The sequence below is a fragment of the Polynucleobacter sp. Adler-ghost genome (assembly GCF_018688495.1).
Classification (GTDB): domain Bacteria; phylum Pseudomonadota; class Gammaproteobacteria; order Burkholderiales; family Burkholderiaceae; genus Polynucleobacter.
The window spans coordinates 34,586-52,394 of record NZ_CP061320.1; the positions used below are offsets into that span (position 1 = coordinate 34,586).

The window sequence follows — 17,809 nt, forward strand, 5'->3', positions numbered from 1 at the left end:
GCTGTTCGCCATTTAAAGAGGTACGTGAGCTGGGTTTAAAACGTCGTGAGACAGTTTGGTCCCTATCTGCCATGGGCGTTGGAGATTTGACGGGGGCTGCTCCTAGTACGAGAGGACCGGAGTGGACGTACCGCTGGTGTACCTGTTGTTTCGCCAGAAGCATCGCAGGGTAGCTATGTACGGAAGAGATAACCGCTGAAAGCATCTAAGCGGGAAACTTGCCTGAAGATGAGATCTCCCGTAGGTTTAACCTACATAAAGGGTCGTTGAAGACCACAACGTTGATAGGTCAGGTGTGGAAGCGCAGTAATGCGTTAAGCTAACTGATACTAATTGCCCGTTAGGCTTGATCCTATAACCAGCACTATTGTGTTGGATGTTTGCCAGATTTAATCTGCATCCTTAATTACATGCTTACTCAAATAGAGTTGTTGATGATTTATCAGCAACTCGACCCTCTACGCCCGGTGACCATAGCAAGTTGGAACCACTCCTTCCCATCCCGAACAGGACAGTGAAACGACTTTACGCCGATGATAGTGCGGATTACCCGTGTGAAAGTAGGTAACTGCCGGGCACCAATGCGACGCCCAGACCCTCTTAGGTCTGGGCGTTTTTACTTGTGCAAAGCGTTTTGAGGTTTAAGAGATTGACAATAACTCCATTTGGAGTCAAAATATTGGGTTCGCGGAGGGGTGTCCGAGCGGCTAAAGGAGGCAGACTGTAAATCTGTTGGCTATGCCTACGTAGGTTCGAATCCTACCCCCTCCACCAGAGATGTGCGGGATTAGTTTAATGGTAAAACAGCAGATTTCCAATCTTCGGTCAAGAGTTCGATTCTCTTATCCCGCTCCAGTTTTAGCAGTATTTGTATTTGCCCATGTGGCTCAGTGGTAGAGCACTCCCTTGGTAAGGGAGAGGTCGGCAGTTCGATCCTGCCCATGGGCACCATGGCTTTAGCAGTAAATATTTTAATTTCGTGTGTTGGTTTAAGAGTTAACTAAAGGCAGACAAAAAAATGGCAAAAGAAAAGTTTGAGCGGACAAAACCGCACGTAAACGTTGGCACCATTGGTCACGTTGACCACGGTAAAACCACATTGACAGCAGCGATCGCAACTGTGCTTTCTAAGGCATTCGGTGGCGAAGCAAAAGCATACGATCAGATCGATGCTGCTCCAGAAGAAAAAGCACGCGGTATTACGATTAATACAGCACACGTTGAGTACGAGACTGCTAATCGTCACTACGCACACGTGGATTGCCCAGGACATGCTGACTACGTTAAGAACATGATTACTGGTGCTGCTCAGATGGACGGCGCTATTTTGGTTTGCTCTGCAGCTGACGGCCCAATGCCACAAACTCGTGAGCACATCCTCTTGGCACGCCAAGTGGGTGTTCCCTACATCATCGTATTTTTGAACAAGTGCGATATGGTGGATGACGCTGAATTGTTAGAGTTAGTTGAAATGGAAGTTCGTGAGCTTTTATCTAAGTACGACTTCCCAGGTGATGACACACCAATCGTTCAAGGTTCTGCTAAGTTAGCACTTGAAGGCGACGAAGGCCCATTGGGTAAAGAAGCCATCATGAAATTGGCTGAAGCATTAGATACCTACATCCCAACTCCAGAGCGTGCTGTTGACGGTGCGTTCTTGATGCCAGTAGAGGACGTGTTCTCTATCTCCGGTCGCGGTACTGTTGTTACAGGTCGTATCGAGCGCGGTATCGTGAAGGTTGGTGAAGAGATTGAAATTATCGGCATCAAGCCAACACTCAAGACAACTTGTACTGGTGTTGAAATGTTCCGCAAATTGCTCGACCAAGGTCAAGCAGGCGATAACGTGGGTATCTTGTTACGCGGTACAAAACGTGAAGAAGTTGAGCGCGGCCAAGTATTGGCTAAGCCAGGTTCAATCACCCCACATACTCACTTTACAGCCGAGGTTTATATCTTGGGTAAAGACGAAGGTGGCCGTCATACACCATTCTTTAACAACTATCGTCCCCAGTTTTACTTCCGTACTACGGACGTAACGGGTTCAATCGAGTTGCCAAAAGACAAAGAAATGGTGATGCCTGGTGATAACGTCACGATTACCGTCAAACTCATCGCACCAATCGCGATGGAAGAAGGTTTACGTTTTGCGATCCGTGAAGGTGGCCGTACTGTTGGCGCCGGCGTGGTTGCGAAGATTTTGGCTTAATAGATTTAATAAAGGGGTGTAGCTCAATTGGCAGAGCGTTGGTCTCCAAAACCAAAGGTTGGGGGTTCGATGCCCTCCGCCCCTGCCACGATTTGAACTGAAAGTTATATGTCTCAACAAACAGCAAGTCACTCTGAAGAAAAGAGCAGCTGGGTCTCCGGACTCGCTGCTTTAATCGTCGTTGCAGCGTTAGTTCTTTACTACACGTTGGCAGACCAATCTTTACTGATTCGTTTGGCTGTTTTGTTTGGCGGTATAGCAACTGCAGTTTTGATTGTGGCCCTGTCAGCAGATGGCCGTCGTTTTATCGCCTATGCTAAAGATTCTTGGTATGAAGTAAAAAAGGTTGTTTGGCCGACCCGCAAAGAGACGACCCAAATGACTCTAGTCGTATTTGGCTTTGTCGTGATCATGTCCTTATTTTTGTGGCTTGCAGACAAATTAATTGAATGGCTAGTTTTTTCAGTCTTTTTGGGCTGGAAGTGAGTAAAAAATGATTGATGCTGAATTGGTCTCAAATCCACAAGCTACTGGCAATATGCGCTGGTATGTAATTCATGCTTATTCAGGTATGGAAAAAAGCGTTAAAAGAGGCTTAGAAGAGCGTATTGCTCGTTCTGGTATGCCAGAAAAATTTGGCCGTATCTTGGTTCCATCCGAAGAGGTTGTAGAAATCAAGTCAGGCGCAAAATCTGTATCTGAGCGACGTTTCTTTCCAGGATATGTCTTGATTGAGATGGAAATGACGGACGAAAGCTGGCATTTGGTGAAAAACACGCCAAAAGTAACTGGTTTCGTTGGCGGTGTTCGTAATCGCCCAAGCCCGATTTCAACGGCAGAAGTATCCAAAATCATGGACCAAATGCAGGCTGGGGTAGATAAGCCTAAGCCCAAGACCTTATTTGAGGTCGGCGAGATCGTGCGAGTTAAAGAGGGTCCATTCGTTGACTTCAACGGCAATATTGAAGAAGTGAACTATGAGAAGTCAAGATTGCGCGTTTCTGTTACAATTTTTGGCCGCGGTACCCCAGTTGAGCTGGAGTTCGGACAAGTAGAAAAGATGTAAAAAATACCCAATTTAGGGGTGTTTTGTATCAAAAAGTAGTGGCATTAAGTGGTTAGTAATAACCGAGGAGCGGATCTAGAAAGCCAAAAACTAGTGAAGCGTTTACTCAACAGCGGTCTTACCTAATGAGGTTAGGCGCGCTTTTAGGAGCAATCAATGGCAAAAAAGATCATTGGCTTTATCAAGCTGCAGATCCCTGCAGGTAAAGCAAATCCATCACCTCCCGTAGGTCCAGCATTGGGTCAACGCGGCCTCAATATTATGGAGTTTTGTAAGGCGTTTAATGCTCAAACTCAGAGCATGGAACCTGGCCTGCCAATTCCAGTCGTGATTACAGCGTTTGCTGACAAGAGCTTCACTTTCATCATGAAGACTCCTCCAGCAACCATCATGATTAAGAAGGCTGCAAAGATCGAAAAAGGATCACCACGTCCGCATACCGATAAGGTAGGAAAAATTACACGTGCTCAAGCAGAAGAAATTGCTAAAGCAAAAATGCCAGATTTGACAGCTGCCGATATGGACGCTGCTGTAAGAACAATCGCTGGTAGCGCCCGCTCAATGGGCATCACAGTGGAAGGTCTCTAATCATGACTAAGTTATCTAAGCGTTTAAAAGCGATCGAATCTAAAGTAGACCGCAACAAGTTTTATGCATTAGAAGATGCATTGAATCTCGTTAAAGAGTGTGCAACTGCTAAGTTCGATGAGTCTATCGACGTTGCAGTTCAGTTGGGTATTGATGCCAAGAAATCTGACCAAGTTGTGCGAGGCGCAGTTGTACTCCCAGCCGGTACAGGTAAGCATGTTCGTGTAGCGGTATTTGCACAAGGCGAAAAAGCTGAACAAGCTAAAGCTGCTGGTGCTGAGATCGTTGGCATGGAAGACCTCGCTGATCAAATCAAAGGCGGAAAAATTGACTTTGATATTTTGATTGCATCCCCAGACACAATGAAGATTGTTGGTACTTTAGGTCAAGTATTGGGCCCACGTGGTTTGATGCCGAATCCAAAAGTCGGAACTGTTACTCCTGACGTTGCTACTGCAGTTAAGAATGCAAAAGCAGGCCAAGTGCAATTCCGTGTGGACAAAGCCGGTATCGTGCACGCAAGCATTGGCCGCCGTTCATTCGAGCCAGCTGCATTGAAATCAAACTTGCTCGCATTGCTTGAGGCTTTGAACAAGGCTAAGCCACCTGCATCTAAGGGTATTTATTTAAAGAAGGTTGCCGTAAGCAGCACCATGGGTGCAGGCGTACGTGTAGACCAAGCATCGATACAGGCGGCGCAGTAATCCGTTTGTAGCAAAAAGAACTTTGGGTCGACTCCTGCTCTTTGAGTGAGAGTCGAACATCAAAGACCGTTGGTGAATTATTTGCTTACTCAGAAGTAATTCTTAATCGTTACGAAAGTAATAGCCAGCGCAGATGGCGACCCTGAAAAGATTTCACAAGATTCACTTGTGATAAATGATCAGACGCTGGTGTGTAACCCCAACTGGAAACAGTTGGTTTTTTAGGAGTTAAACCGTGCCTTTGAATGTACAAGACAAAAAAGCGATTGTTGCTGATGTCGGCGCTCAATTGGCTGGAGCTCAAACAGTCGTGCTCGCTGAATACCGTGGTATTCCAGTAGAGCAGTTGACAAAGCTACGTGCTAGCGCACGTGACCAGGGTGTATATCTTCGCGTTTTGAAGAACACATTGGCACGCCGTGCTGCACAAGGCACACAGTTTGAGCCTCTTGCTGATTCGATGGTTGGCCCCTTGATCTATGGCATTTCTGCTGATCCGATTGCTTCGGCAAAAGTATTGCAGAACTTTGCTAAGACTCAAGACAAGCTAGTCATTACTGCTGGCTTATATAACGGCAAGTTGTTGGACGTAGCGGGCGTTAAATCCCTCGCGTCTATTCCAAGCCGCGACGAGTTGTTATCTCAGTTGTTGGGCGTGATGTTGGCCCCAGTATCTGCAATGGCTCGCGTATTGGGCGCAGTAGCAGCGCAAAAATCAGCCGGAGCACCTGCTCCAGTTGCAGCACCTGCAGTTGAAGCAGCAGCCCCAGCAGAAGTAGTTGCTGAAGCCGCCGCTCCAGAGGCAGCTGCTGAGCCTGCAGCCGCAGCCCCAGAAGCTGGAACAGAAACACCGCAAACCCCTGCCGCTGAATAAGCGCAGATTAACTATTAAGTATTAGGAGCTAAAAATGGCGATTACCAAAGAAGAAATCATTGATGCAGTAGGTAGCATGTCCGTAATGGATTTGAACGACTTGGTTAAGGCGTTCGAAGAGAAGTTTGGCGTTTCAGCTGCAGCGATGGCTGTTGCTGGTCCTGCTGGTGCTGCTGGTGGCGCTGCTGCTGAAGAGCAAACAGAATTTACTGTTAACTTGCTCGAAGCTGGCGCAAACAAAGTTTCAGTAATTAAGGCTGTTCGCGAAATCACTGGCCTTGGCTTGAAAGAAGCTAAAGACTTAGTTGATGGTGCTCCAAAGCCAATCAAAGAAGCTGTTGATAAGAAGACAGCTGAAGAAGCTAAGAAGAAGCTTGAAGAAGCTGGCGCTAAAGCAGAACTCAAGTAATACAAACTCAGTTAGTGCCCCTCAAAAAGGGGTGCTAGCCCTGTTGGGTTTGACCATTAGTGGTCAAACCCGATTTCATTTCTGATTGAAATCGGGTTTGCCTTCTGATACGACTGCAGAATGCAAGTTTGGTCGGACACTGGATCTAAGCGATTTAGTGTTGTCCGCCAGTGATTGGTAGTGGCCAATCGCCAAATCTTTGTACAGTCGCTGAATTCGGAGATGAAATGAACTACAGCTTCACCGAACGCAAGCGAGTCCGTAAAAGCTTTGCTAAGCGAGTAAATAATCATCAGGTTCCATACCTGATCGCAACGCAGCTGGAATCCTACGCTAAATTTTTACAGGCTGAAAAGCCAGCAATGTCTCGTCTTACAGAGGGACTTCAGGCTGCCTTTACATCAGCATTCCCAATTGTGTCTAACAATGGCTATGCACGTATGGAATACGTGTCATACCAGTTGTCACAGCCACCGTTTGACGTTAAAGAATGTCAACAACGTGGTTACACGTACCATTCAGCCTTACGTGCAAAAGTTCGCTTGATTATTTATGATCGCGAAGCGCCTACTAAGGTTAAAGAGGTAAAAGAGAGCGAAGTCTACATGGGTGAAATTCCACTCATGACAGATAACGGCTCTTTTGTGATCAACGGCACTGAGCGCGTCATCGTTTCTCAGTTGCACCGTTCCCCAGGCGTGTTCTTCGAACACGATAAGGGCAAGACACATAGCTCAGGAAAGTTGCTATTCTCCGCGCGTATTATTCCTTACCGTGGTTCATGGCTCGATTTTGAGTTTGATCCAAAAGATATTTTGTATTTCCGCGTTGACCGTCGCCGTAAGATGCCTGTCACCATTTTGCTTAAAGCAATTGGTTTAAACAACGAACAGATTCTTGCAAACTTCTTTAACTTTGATCATTTTGCATTGAGCGCAAACGGCGCATCAATGGAATTTGTACCAGAGCGTTTGCGTGGCCAAATGGCTAACTTTGATGTGCTCGATAAGAATGGCGTAGTTGTCATTCAAAAAGACAAGCGTATCAATGCAAAGCATATTCGTGAGCTCGAAGCCGCTAAGACTAAAAACATCGTAGTTCCAGATGACTACTTAGTTGGTCGCGTAGTTGCACGTAACATCATTGATCCAGACTCCGGTGAAATCTTGGCTTATGCTAATGATGAAATTACTGAGGAGTTGTTGGCTACATTGCGCGATGCAGGCATTAAGCAGTTGGAAACCATCTACACCAATGATTTGGATTCTGGTGCGTATATTTCACAGACATTGCGTACTGACGAAACTGCAGATCAAATGGCTGCTCGTATTGCCATCTATCGTATGATGCGTCCTGGTGAGCCTCCAACAGAAGATGCTGTTGAGGCCTTATTCCAGCGCTTGTTCTACAACGAAGACAGTTACGATTTATCACGCGTTGGTCGTATGAAAGTAAACAGCCGTCTCGGTCGTTCTGAGATGGAAGGCAAAATGGTTTTGTCGGATGAAGATATCCTCGACACCATTAAGTCTTTAGTTGACTTGCGTAACGGCAAAGGCGAAGTCGATGACATCGATCACTTAGGTAATCGTCGCGTACGTTGCGTAGGTGAGTTGGCTGAGAATCAATTCCGCGCTGGTTTGTCACGCGTTGAGCGTGCGGTTAAAGAACGTCTCGGTCAAGCCGAAACAGAAAACCTCATGCCGCATGACTTGATTAACAGCAAGCCAATCTCTTCAGCGATTCGTGAGTTCTTCGGTTCTTCCCAGTTGTCCCAGTTTATGGACCAAACAAACCCATTGTCAGAGATCACGCACAAGCGTCGTATTTCTGCATTGGGACCTGGTGGTTTGACACGCGAGCGCGCAGGTTTCGAAGTGCGCGACGTGCATCCTACCCACTATGGACGTGTTTGCCCAATTGAAACTCCAGAAGGACCAAACATTGGTCTGATCAACTCACTTGCGTTGTTTGCGCGTTTGAATGAGCATGGTTTCTTGGAAACACCATATCGTAAAGTTGCTAATAGCAAGGTAAGCGATGAAGTAATGTATCTCTCCGCTATTGAAGAGGCGAAATACGTTATTGCTCAGGCAAATGCAACGATCGACAAAAACGGTAAGTTAGCCGATGAATTGGTTTCAGCGCGTCAAGCTGGTGAAACTATGATGGTTAGCCCAGAGCGCATTGATTTCATTGACGTTGCTCCTAGCCAGATCGTTTCTGCCGCTGCTTCACTGGTTCCATTCTTGGAGCACGATGATGCGAATCGTGCGTTGATGGGTGCGAATATGCAACGTCAAGCGGTTCCTTGCTTGCGCCCAGATAAGCCATTGGTTGGTACCGGCTTAGAGCGCATTGTTGCGGTTGACTCAGGCACTGTTATTTTGGCTTCCCGCGGCGGTATCGTTGACTATGTTGACGCAAACCGTGTCGTGATTCGTGTAAACGATGACGAGACAGCAGCGGGTGAAGTTGGTGTGGATATTTATAACCTTATCAAGTACACCCGTTCAAACCAAAATACCAACATCAACCAACGTCCAATCGTTCAGGCTGGTGATCGTGTTGCCCGTGGCGACGTAGTTGCTGATGGTGCATCTACCGACTTAGGCGAATTGGCTTTGGGTCAAAACATGACTGTGGCATTTATGCCATGGAACGGTTACAACTTCGAAGACTCAATCTTGATTTCTGAAAAAGTTGTAGCTGACGATCGTTACACTTCGATTCACATTGAAGAGTTGTCGGTTGTTGCTCGCGACACAAAGCTTGGTTCAGAAGAAATTACACGCGATATCTCCAACTTGGCTGAGTCACAACTCTCCCGTTTGGACGAGAGCGGTATTGTTTACATCGGTGCTGAAGTTGAAGCTGGTGACGTATTGGTTGGTAAGGTTACTCCAAAGGGTGAGACAACTCTCACTCCGGAAGAGAAGTTACTGCGTGCGATCTTCGGTGAAAAAGCATCTGACGTTAAAGATACTTCTTTGCGCGTTCCATCTGGAATGATCGGTACTGTTATTGATGTTCAAGTCTTCACCCGTGAAGGTATTGAGCGCGATGCACGTGCACAGTCAATCATTCAAGAAGAATTACAACGCTATCGTTTGGACTTAAACGACCAGTTGCGTATTGTTGAAGGTGATGCCTTCATGCGTTTAGAGAAGTTGTTGATTGGCAAAGTTGCCAACGGCGGCCCTAAGAAATTAGCTAAAGGCACCAAGATCGACAAGGAATACCTTGCCGATTTAGACAAGTACCATTGGTTTGATGTTCGTCCAGCGGATGATGAAGTTGCTTCACAAGTTGAAGCAATCAAATCTTCTATTGAAGCTAAGCGTAAGCAGTTTGATGAGGCTTTCGAAGAGAAGCGCACCAAGCTTACCCAGGGCGATGATTTGCAGCCTGGCGTAACCAAGATGGTTAAGGTGTACCTGGCAGTGAAGCGTCGCTTACAGCCTGGTGACAAGATGGCCGGTCGTCACGGTAACAAAGGTGTAGTTTCTAAAATTGCCCCAGCAGAAGACATGCCATTTATGGCTGACGGACGCCCTGTTGACATCGTCTTGAACCCATTAGGAGTTCCTTCCCGTATGAACGTAGGTCAGATCTTGGAAACCCACTTAGGTTGGGCAGCCCAAGGTATTGGTAAGCGTATTGATGAGATGGTTCGTCAACAGGCTAAACAAGCTGAACTCCGTAAGTTCATGAAGCAGCTTTACAACGAAACCGGTCGTATCGAAGATATCGATAACTTCACTGATGAGCAGATTAACGTTTTGGCTGAGAATTTACGCCAAGGCTTGCCATTCGCAACCCCAGTGTTTGACGGTGCAACTGAAGCTGAAATCGGACGCATGCTCGAGTTGGCCTATCCAGAAGAAGTAGCTACTTCTTTGAAGATGACGCCTTCACGTCAGCAGATGATTTTGTGCGACGGCCGTACTGGCGATCAGTTTGAGCGTCCAGTTACTGTTGGTGTAATGCATGTCTTGAAGCTCCACCATTTGGTCGACGACAAGATGCACGCACGTTCAACCGGACCTTACTCCTTAGTGACGCAACAGCCACTGGGCGGTAAAGCTCAGTTTGGTGGTCAGCGCTTTGGTGAGATGGAAGTTTGGGCCCTCGAAGCATACGGTGCTTCATATGTCTTGCAGGAAATGCTGACAGTGAAGTCCGATGACGTCGCAGGCCGTACCAAGGTTTACGAAAACATCGTCAAGGGCGAGCACACAATTGATGCTGGCATGCCCGAATCCTTCAACGTGTTGGTAAAAGAAATCCGCTCGTTGGGTATTGACATTGACATGGAGCGCAACTGATATGAAAGCATTGCTCGATTTATTTAAGCAAACGCAGGGTGATGAGCAGTTTGATGTCATCAAGATTGGTCTTGCATCCCCTGAGAAAATTCGCTCATGGTCTTTTGGTGAAGTACGCAAACCAGAAACCATCAACTACCGGACTTTTAAGCCCGAGCGTGATGGTTTGTTTTGCGCCAAGATTTTTGGACCAACTAAAGACTACGAGTGCTTATGTGGTAAGTACAAGCGTTTAAAGTTCCGTGGCGTTATCTGCGAGAAGTGTGGCGTTGAAGTTACGCTCGCTAAGGTACGTCGTGAGCGCATGGGCCACATTGAGTTAGCGGCTCCTGTAGCGCACATTTGGTTCTTGAAGTCATTGCCGTCCCGTTTAGGCATGGTTCTCGATATGACATTGCGTGATATCGAGCGCGTTCTTTACTTTGAAGCATATGTAATCGTTGATCCTGGCATGACTCCTGAAGGCGCAATGAAGCGCGGTCAGATCATGTCTGAGGACGAGTACATTGCCAAGACTGAAGAGTATGGTGACGGTGCGTTTACCGCCATCATGGGCGCAGAAGGTATTCGTGATCTCTTGCGTTCGATTGATATCGATCGTGAAGTTGAGACCATTCGTGCTGATTTAAAAGCCACTGGTAGCGATGCCAAGATCAAGAAATACGCTAAGCGCTTAAAAGTGCTCGAGGCGTTCCAGACTTCAGGTATTAAGCCTGACTGGATGATCATGGAAGTATTGCCAGTATTGCCACCAGAATTGCGCCCATTGGTGCCATTGGATGGCGGCCGCTTTGCTACCTCTGATTTGAACGACCTTTATCGTCGTGTGATTAACCGTAACAACCGTTTAAAGCGTTTGTTAGAGTTGCGCGCACCAGAGATCATTGTTCGTAACGAAAAACGTATGTTGCAAGAAGCGGTTGACTCATTGCTCGACAACGGTCGTCGCGGTAAGGCTATGACTGGCGCTAACAAGCGTCCTCTCAAGTCTTTGGCTGAGATGATTAAAGGTAAGAGCGGTCGTTTCCGTCAAAACTTGTTGGGTAAACGTGTTGACTACTCAGGTCGTTCAGTCATCGTGGTTGGCCCAACATTGAAGTTGCATCAGTGCGGTTTACCAAAATTAATGGCCTTGGAATTGTTCAAGCCATTTATTTTCAACAAGCTCGAGACTTTGGGAATTGCAACCACGATTAAGGCTGCGAAGAAGGAAGTTGAAAGCCAGACTCCAATTGTTTGGGACATTCTCGAAGAAGTGATTCGTGAACATCCAATCATGTTGAACCGTGCGCCTACATTGCACCGTCTTGGTATTCAGGCTTTCGAGCCAATGCTAATTGAAGGTAAGGCAATCCAATTGCACCCATTAGTCTGCGCGGCATTTAACGCTGACTTTGACGGTGACCAAATGGCGGTTCACGTTCCTTTGTCGCTCGAAGCACAAATGGAAGCACGTACATTGATGTTGGCTTCGAACAACGTATTGTTCCCAGCTAACGGCGAACCATCCATCGTTCCGTCTCAGGACGTGGTCTTGGGTCTGTACTACGCTACCCGTGACAAGATCAATGGTAAAGGCGAGGGCATGGTCTTCGCTAACATCACTGAAGTCATTCGTGCATACGAAGCTGGCCAGGTTGAATTGGCCTCACGCGTTGCGGTGCGTATTACTGAGCATGAGATCGTGGATAAGAAGGCAGAGGGCGATGCCCGTTTTGCTGAAAAGACCAAGATCTATCAAACTTCAGTTGGCCGTGCCATCTTGTCAGAAATTTTGCCTAAAGGTATGTCTTTTGAGGAAATCAATAAGCCTCTGAAGAAAAAAGAAATATCACGTTTGATCAACACTTCATTCCGTAAGTGCGGTCTTCGTGAAACAGTTATTTTTGCTGACCGCCTCTTGCAGTCTGGTTTCCGCTTGGCGACTAACGCCGGTATCTCGGTTGCGATCGACGATATGCTGATTCCAAGCTCTAAAGAACGCATCATCACAGAAGCTTCTACCAAGGTTAAGGAATATGACAAGCAGTTCATGTCGGGTCTCGTAACCAATCAAGAACGTTATAACAACGTCGTTGATATTTGGGGTGCTGCTGGTGACCAAGTTGGTAAGGCGATGATGGATGAGTTGTCACACGTTGACGTACTCGACCGTAACGGCAAAACGGTGCGTCAAGAATCTTTCAACTCTATCTACATGATGGCGGATTCTGGTGCGCGTGGATCTGCAGCGCAGATTCGTCAGTTGGCTGGTATGCGTGGTTTGATGGCGAAGCCAGACGGCTCCATTATTGAAACCCCAATTACTGCGAACTTCCGTGAAGGTTTGAACGTGTTGCAGTACTTCATTTCAACCCACGGCGCACGTAAAGGTTTGGCTGATACTGCCTTAAAGACAGCGAACTCAGGTTACTTGACACGTCGTTTGTGCGACGTAACTCAAGACCTCGTTGTTATTGAAGATGATTGCGGAGCAACTTCTGGTGTAACAATGAAGGCGCTTGTTGAGGGCGGCGAAATTATCGAGGCATTACGTGACCGTATTTTGGGTCGTGTATGTATCGATGACGTCGTTCATCCTGATACACAAGAAGTCATCGTTCCACATGACACCTTACTCGACGAAGATCACGTTGATCAAATTGTTGCTTTGGGTATTGACGAAGTTAAAGTTCGGACAGTGTTGTCATGCTTAACTCGCTTTGGCTTGTGCGCGAAGTGCTACGGACGTGATTTAGGTCGTGGTGGTTTGGTAAACGTTGGTGAGGCGGTTGGTGTTATCGCTGCTCAGTCTATCGGTGAGCCAGGCACTCAGTTGACTATGCGTACCTTCCACATTGGTGGCGCAGCTTCACGTGCATTGGTTGCAAGCAATATTGAAGCGAAGTCTAACGGAGCCTTGAAGTTCTCTGGCACGATGCGTGTTGTGAAGAACGCCAAGGGCGAGCAGATCGTGATTTCACGTTCTGGCGAAGCAGTCATCATTGACGATAACGGTCGTGAGCGTGAGCGTCATAAAGTGCCTTACGGCGCAACGCTCTTGTTTAAAGAAGATGCAGCAGTGAAGGCTGGCGCAAGCTTGGCAACATGGGATCCGTTAACACGTCCGATTATTTCTGAGTACGCTGGTATTGCTCGCTTTGACAACGTTGAAGAGGGTGTTACTGTAGCTAAGCAGGTTGACGAAGTAACCGGCCTCTCCACTTTGGTGGTGATTGACGGTAAGCGTCGTAGTGCTGCTAGCAAAGGCGTTCGTCCAATGATCAACTTAGTTGATGCTAAAGGCGGCGAAGTGATGATTGCGGGTACAGATCACCCAGTAAACATCGGTTTGCAAGTTGGCGCTTTGATCACTGTTAAAGATGGTCAAAAAGTTGAAGTTGGTGAAGTATTGGCACGTATTCCAATCGAATCACAGAAGACTCGCGACATTACCGGTGGTTTGCCACGCGTTGCTGAATTATTCGAAGCGCGCTCACCAAAAGATGCCGCTGTATTGGCTAAAGTCACTGGAACTGTTTCCTTCGGTAAAGAAACCAAAGGTAAGCAACGTTTAGTGATTACCGATATGGATGGCGAGGCTAATGAATTCTTGATTCCTAAAGAGAAGCAAGTTCTCGTTCATGACGGTCAAGTTGTGAACAAGGGCGAGATGATTGTGGAGGGCCCTGCCGATCCACACGATATCTTGACGCTCAGAGGTATTGAAGAGTTGGCAATCTACATCGTTGATGAAGTGCAAGACGTTTACCGTTTGCAAGGCGTGAAGATTAATGACAAGCACATTGAAGTGATCGTGCGTCAAATGTTGCGTCGTGTGCAAATCACTGATGGTGGCGATACTGCCTACATCACTGGTGAGCAAGTTGAGCGCTCTAAGCTGTATGACGCAAACGATGCTGTGATTGCGCAAGGTAAGCGTCCAGCTCAGTTCGAGAATGTGTTGCTCGGTATTACTAAAGCATCCTTGTCGACAGACAGCTTCATTTCAGCGGCTTCTTTCCAAGAAACCACCCGTGTATTGACCGAAGCCGCGATTATGGGCAAGACCGATACACTCCGTGGCCTCAAGGAAAACGTCATTATTGGTCGCCTGATCCCTGCTGGTACCGGCTTGTCTTACCGCCGTGCACGCAAGGTCAGAGAGCAATTCGAGCGTGATCGCGCTCAAATGATTGCCGCTGAAGAGGAAGCAATGGCTGATATGCCTGTAGAAATAGAGGCTGAAGTGATTGCTCCTGCTGGGGAGGCTGATCCGAGCTAATTTGGTAATTCTGGCCAGAAATGGCCAGTTTTTTCCCCATTTGGTTGACGGAAAAGGCTGGCCAAGCTAGAATGCTGAGTTCTACTGATTCAGAAGAGGGTCTTTTTGGCCTAGAATTTATCTAAGTCATTGATTTTCTTGAAGAAAGCAACAAAGAAGTACTAACCGAGCTATTTTATGCCAACAATTAATCAATTATTACGTAAGCCAAGAACGCGGCTGACCGTTAAAAGCAAGAGCCCTGCGCTGCAAAACAGCCCGCAGCGCCGTGGTGTATGTACACGTGTGTACACAACCACTCCTAAGAAGCCTAACTCTGCGCTACGTAAGGTAGCTAAAGTTCGCCTAACCAATGGTTTTGAAGTCATTTCATACATTGGTGGTGAAGGTCATAACCTCCAGGAACACTCAGTCGTGTTGATCCGCGGTGGTCGTGTTAAGGATTTGCCAGGTGTTCGTTACCACATCGTTCGTGGCTCACTTGACTTGCAAGGTGTAAAAGACCGTAAGCAATCACGTTCCAAGTACGGTGCTAAGCGCGCTAAGAAAGCTGCTTAATAGCAAAAAAGTATTTGTAGTAAGTCTTCGTTTGTCAGACTTTAAAGACAAGTAAGTGGCCGTTCCGTCTAGAGACTAATTTATTTCAGTTGCTAGATAGTAGGACGGCCGGAGTGGGTGATCCATATGGGCCACCCCTAACTGAACTGAAGGAGTAGTTATGCCACGTCGTCGTGAAGTTCCCAAACGGGAAATCTTGCCTGATCCAAAATTCGGCAATGTAGAAGTAGCAAAATTCATGAACGTCCTGATGTTGGACGGCAAGAAATCGGTTGCAGAGCGTATCGTTTACGGTGCCTTTGATCACATCGAGAAAAAAGCAAACAAAGAACCACTCGAAGTTTTCTCAACAGCTATGGGCAACGTTAAGCCAATGGTTGAGGTGAAAAGTCGTCGTGTTGGTGGCGCTAACTACCAGGTTCCTGTTGAAGTTCGCCCATCACGCCGTTCAGCTTTGGCAATGCGCTGGGTGCGCGAAGCCGCTAAAAAGCGCGGTGAAAAATCCATGGCTCAACGTTTGGCCAACGAATTATTAGAAGCTGCAGAAGGTCGCGGCGGAGCAATGAAGAAGCGTGAAGAAGTTCACCGTATGGCAGAAGCTAACAAAGCTTTCTCACATTTCCGCTTCTAATCGCACAGCAAAGAAAAGGTACCAACAGTGGCACGTAAAACCCCTATCGACAGATACCGCAATATCGGTATCTCTGCGCATATTGACGCAGGTAAGACAACAACAACAGAACGCGTTTTGTTCTACACCGGTGTTAATCACAAGATCGGTGAAGTACATGATGGCGCTGCAACTATGGACTGGATGGAGCAAGAGCAAGAGCGTGGTATCACGATTACTTCTGCTGCTACTACAACGTTCTGGAAGGGCATGGCTGGTAATTTTCCAGAGCACCGCATCAATATTATTGATACCCCAGGACACGTAGACTTCACGATTGAAGTTGAGCGTTCAATGCGCGTTTTGGATGGCGCGTGCATGGTTTACTGTGCGGTAGGTGGTGTACAGCCACAATCTGAAACTGTTTGGCGTCAAGCTAATAAGTATCAAGTTCCACGTTTGGCATTCGTTAACAAGATGGACCGCACGGGCGCGAATTTCTTCAAGGTCTATGACCAGATGAAATTGCGTCTTAAAGCAAATCCTATCTTGATCCAAATTCCTATCGGCGCTGAAGAAAACTTCAAAGGTGTTGTGGACTTGGTAAAGATGAAGGCTATCTATTGGGATGAGGAATCACAAGGTACTAAATTTACCTACGAAGAAATTCCTGCTGAGTTACAAGCCTCCGCTGAAGAGTGGCGCGAGAAGTTGCTTGAAGCTGCTGCTGAAAGCTCAGAAGAGCTGATGGAAAAATACCTTGGTGGCGAAGCGTTGACCGAGGAAGAAATTAAAACAGCATTGCGTCAACGCACTATTGCTAATGAAATCATTCCGATGATGTGTGGAACAGCTTTCAAAAATAAAGGTGTTCAGGCGATGTTGGACGCAGTGGTTGAATTGCTGCCGTCACCATTAGATGTTCCTCCAGTTCCTTGTGAATTGGAAGACGGTACACCTACAACACGCAGAGCTGCTGATGATGAGAAATTCTCGGCATTGGCATTTAAGATCATGACTGACCCATTTGTTGGCCAGCTGATCTTCTTCCGCGTTTACTCAGGTGTAATGAAATCTGGCGACACAATCTACAACCCTATCAAGGGTAAGAAAGAACGTGTTGGTCGTTTGTTGCAGATGCATGCAAACGAGCGTGAAGAAATTAAAGAAGTATTTGCTGGCGATATCGCAGCTGCAGTTGGTTTAAAAGACGCAACAACAGGCGAAACATTGTGTGATCCAGATAGTATCGTTATTTTGGAGCGCATGGTATTCCCAGAGCCAGTGATCTCTCAGGCAGTTGAGCCAAAGACAAAGGCTGACCAAGAAAAAATGGGTCTAGCCTTAAATCGTTTGGCACAAGAAGATCCTTCTTTCCGTGTCAAGACCGACGAAGAGTCAGGCCAAACTATTATTTCCGGCATGGGCGAGCTCCACTTGGAAATTTTGGTTGACCGTATGAAGCGTGAGTTCGGTGTTGAGGCAACTGTTGGCAAGCCACAAGTTGCGTACCGCGAAACAATTCGTAAGGTTTGCGAAGAAATCGAAGGTAAATTCGTTAAGCAGTCTGGTGGTCGCGGTCAATACGGTCACGTGGTATTGAAGTTAGAGCCACAAGCCCCGGGTAAAGGTTTTGAATTCGTTGATGCTATTAAGGGCGGTGTAGTTCCACGTGAATACATTCCTGCAGTTGAAAAAGGCATCATCGAAACATTGAACTCCGGTATTTTGGCTGGTTACCCAGTTGTAGATATCAAAGCAACATTGTTCTTCGGTTCATACCATGACGTTGACTCCAACGAAAACGCATTTAAGATGGCGGGCTCAATGGCATTCAAAGACGGTATGCGCAAAGCATCACCAGTATTGCTTGAACCAATGATGGCTGTTGAAGTTGAAACACCAGAAGATTTCATGGGTAACGTAATGGGTGACCTCTCATCACGTCGCGGTATTTTGCAAGGTATGGATGACATTCCAGGGGGCGGAAAGATCGTTCGCGCTGAAGTGCCATTGGCAGAGATGTTTGGTTACTCAACTGGCTTGCGCTCGTTGACCCAAGGTCGCGCTACCTACACCATGGAATTTAAGCATTATTCCGAAGCACCTAAGAACGTTGCTGAAGCAGTGATGGCTGCTAAAGCGAAGTAATTTATCCACATTATTTTGAATATTGACTAGCTAAGAAAGCAGACAAAA

At 46.9% G+C, this 17,809-nt stretch carries 11 protein-coding genes, 4 tRNA genes, 1 rRNA gene, 1 pseudogene and 1 other annotated feature; all 17 genes and pseudogenes read left to right on the forward strand.

Annotated elements, in window-relative coordinates; all coding sequences use genetic code 11:
• Positions 1-76: 76 nt before the first annotated feature.
• Positions 77-341, forward strand: a sequence feature (23S ribosomal RNA rRNA prediction is too short).
• Between the two features lie 122 nt (positions 342-463).
• The 17 genes and pseudogenes from rrf to fusA all read left to right on the forward strand — a co-directional run bounded on the left by rrf (position 464) and on the right by fusA (position 17,761).
• Positions 464-577: ribosomal RNA gene (gene rrf, locus ICV89_RS00195) — 5S ribosomal RNA — on the forward strand.
• 112 nt (positions 578-689) lie between these two features.
• A tRNA-Tyr gene (locus ICV89_RS00200) sits at positions 690-774 on the forward strand.
• A 7-nt stretch (positions 775-781) separates the two neighbouring features.
• Positions 782-855 (forward strand) — tRNA-Gly (locus tag ICV89_RS00205).
• 21 nt (positions 856-876) lie between these two features.
• Positions 877-951: transfer RNA gene (locus ICV89_RS00210), tRNA-Thr, on the forward strand.
• A gap of 67 nt (positions 952-1,018) precedes the next feature.
• Positions 1,019-2,209, forward strand: a complete 1,191-nt coding sequence (gene tuf, locus ICV89_RS00215) for an elongation factor Tu (RefSeq protein WP_215308680.1) — start codon at positions 1,019-1,021, stop codon at positions 2,207-2,209.
• A gap of 12 nt (positions 2,210-2,221) precedes the next feature.
• Positions 2,222-2,297 (forward strand) — tRNA-Trp (locus tag ICV89_RS00220).
• Between the two features lie 20 nt (positions 2,298-2,317).
• The gene (gene secE, locus ICV89_RS00225) at positions 2,318-2,695 is read left to right on the forward strand and encodes a preprotein translocase subunit SecE (RefSeq protein WP_215308681.1); all 378 of its coding nucleotides are present in this window, start codon (positions 2,318-2,320) and stop codon (positions 2,693-2,695) included.
• A 7-nt stretch (positions 2,696-2,702) separates the two neighbouring features.
• Positions 2,703-3,275 (forward strand): transcription termination/antitermination protein NusG, encoded by a 573-nt coding sequence (gene nusG, locus ICV89_RS00230; protein WP_215308682.1) that lies wholly within the window; start codon positions 2,703-2,705, stop codon positions 3,273-3,275.
• Between the two features lie 156 nt (positions 3,276-3,431).
• Positions 3,432-3,863 (forward strand): 50S ribosomal protein L11, encoded by a 432-nt coding sequence (gene rplK / locus ICV89_RS00235; protein ID WP_011901890.1) that lies wholly within the window; start codon positions 3,432-3,434, stop codon positions 3,861-3,863.
• A gap of 2 nt (positions 3,864-3,865) precedes the next feature.
• Entirely contained in the window at positions 3,866-4,567 is a 702-nt protein-coding gene (gene rplA / locus ICV89_RS00240) for a 50S ribosomal protein L1 (protein WP_046329371.1), read from the forward strand.
• Positions 4,568-4,802: 235 nt separating this feature from the next.
• A pseudogene (rplJ, locus tag ICV89_RS00245) lies at positions 4,803-5,318 on the forward strand (50S ribosomal protein L10); the annotation flags it as partial.
• Between the two features lie 157 nt (positions 5,319-5,475).
• Positions 5,476-5,850 (forward strand): 50S ribosomal protein L7/L12, encoded by a 375-nt coding sequence (gene rplL, locus ICV89_RS00250; protein WP_011901893.1) that lies wholly within the window; start codon positions 5,476-5,478, stop codon positions 5,848-5,850.
• 227 nt (positions 5,851-6,077) lie between these two features.
• Positions 6,078-10,178: a DNA-directed RNA polymerase subunit beta gene (gene rpoB, locus ICV89_RS00255; RefSeq protein WP_215308684.1), complete on the forward strand. Its 4,101-nt coding sequence runs from the start codon at positions 6,078-6,080 to the stop codon at positions 10,176-10,178.
• A gap of 1 nt (position 10,179) precedes the next feature.
• Positions 10,180-14,442, forward strand: coding sequence for a DNA-directed RNA polymerase subunit beta' (rpoC, locus tag ICV89_RS00260; RefSeq protein WP_215308685.1), 4,263 nt, complete (start codon positions 10,180-10,182; stop codon positions 14,440-14,442).
• Between the two features lie 177 nt (positions 14,443-14,619).
• Positions 14,620-15,000 (forward strand): 30S ribosomal protein S12, encoded by a 381-nt coding sequence (gene rpsL / locus ICV89_RS00265; protein ID WP_041484791.1) that lies wholly within the window; start codon positions 14,620-14,622, stop codon positions 14,998-15,000.
• 160 nt (positions 15,001-15,160) lie between these two features.
• A complete protein-coding gene (gene rpsG, locus ICV89_RS00270; RefSeq protein WP_015420229.1) occupies positions 15,161-15,631 on the forward strand; it encodes a 30S ribosomal protein S7 in 471 nt (156 codons plus the stop codon).
• Between the two features lie 27 nt (positions 15,632-15,658).
• Positions 15,659-17,761, forward strand: coding sequence for an elongation factor G (gene fusA / locus ICV89_RS00275; protein WP_215308686.1), 2,103 nt, complete (start codon positions 15,659-15,661; stop codon positions 17,759-17,761).
• Positions 17,762-17,809: the final 48 nt, after the last annotated feature.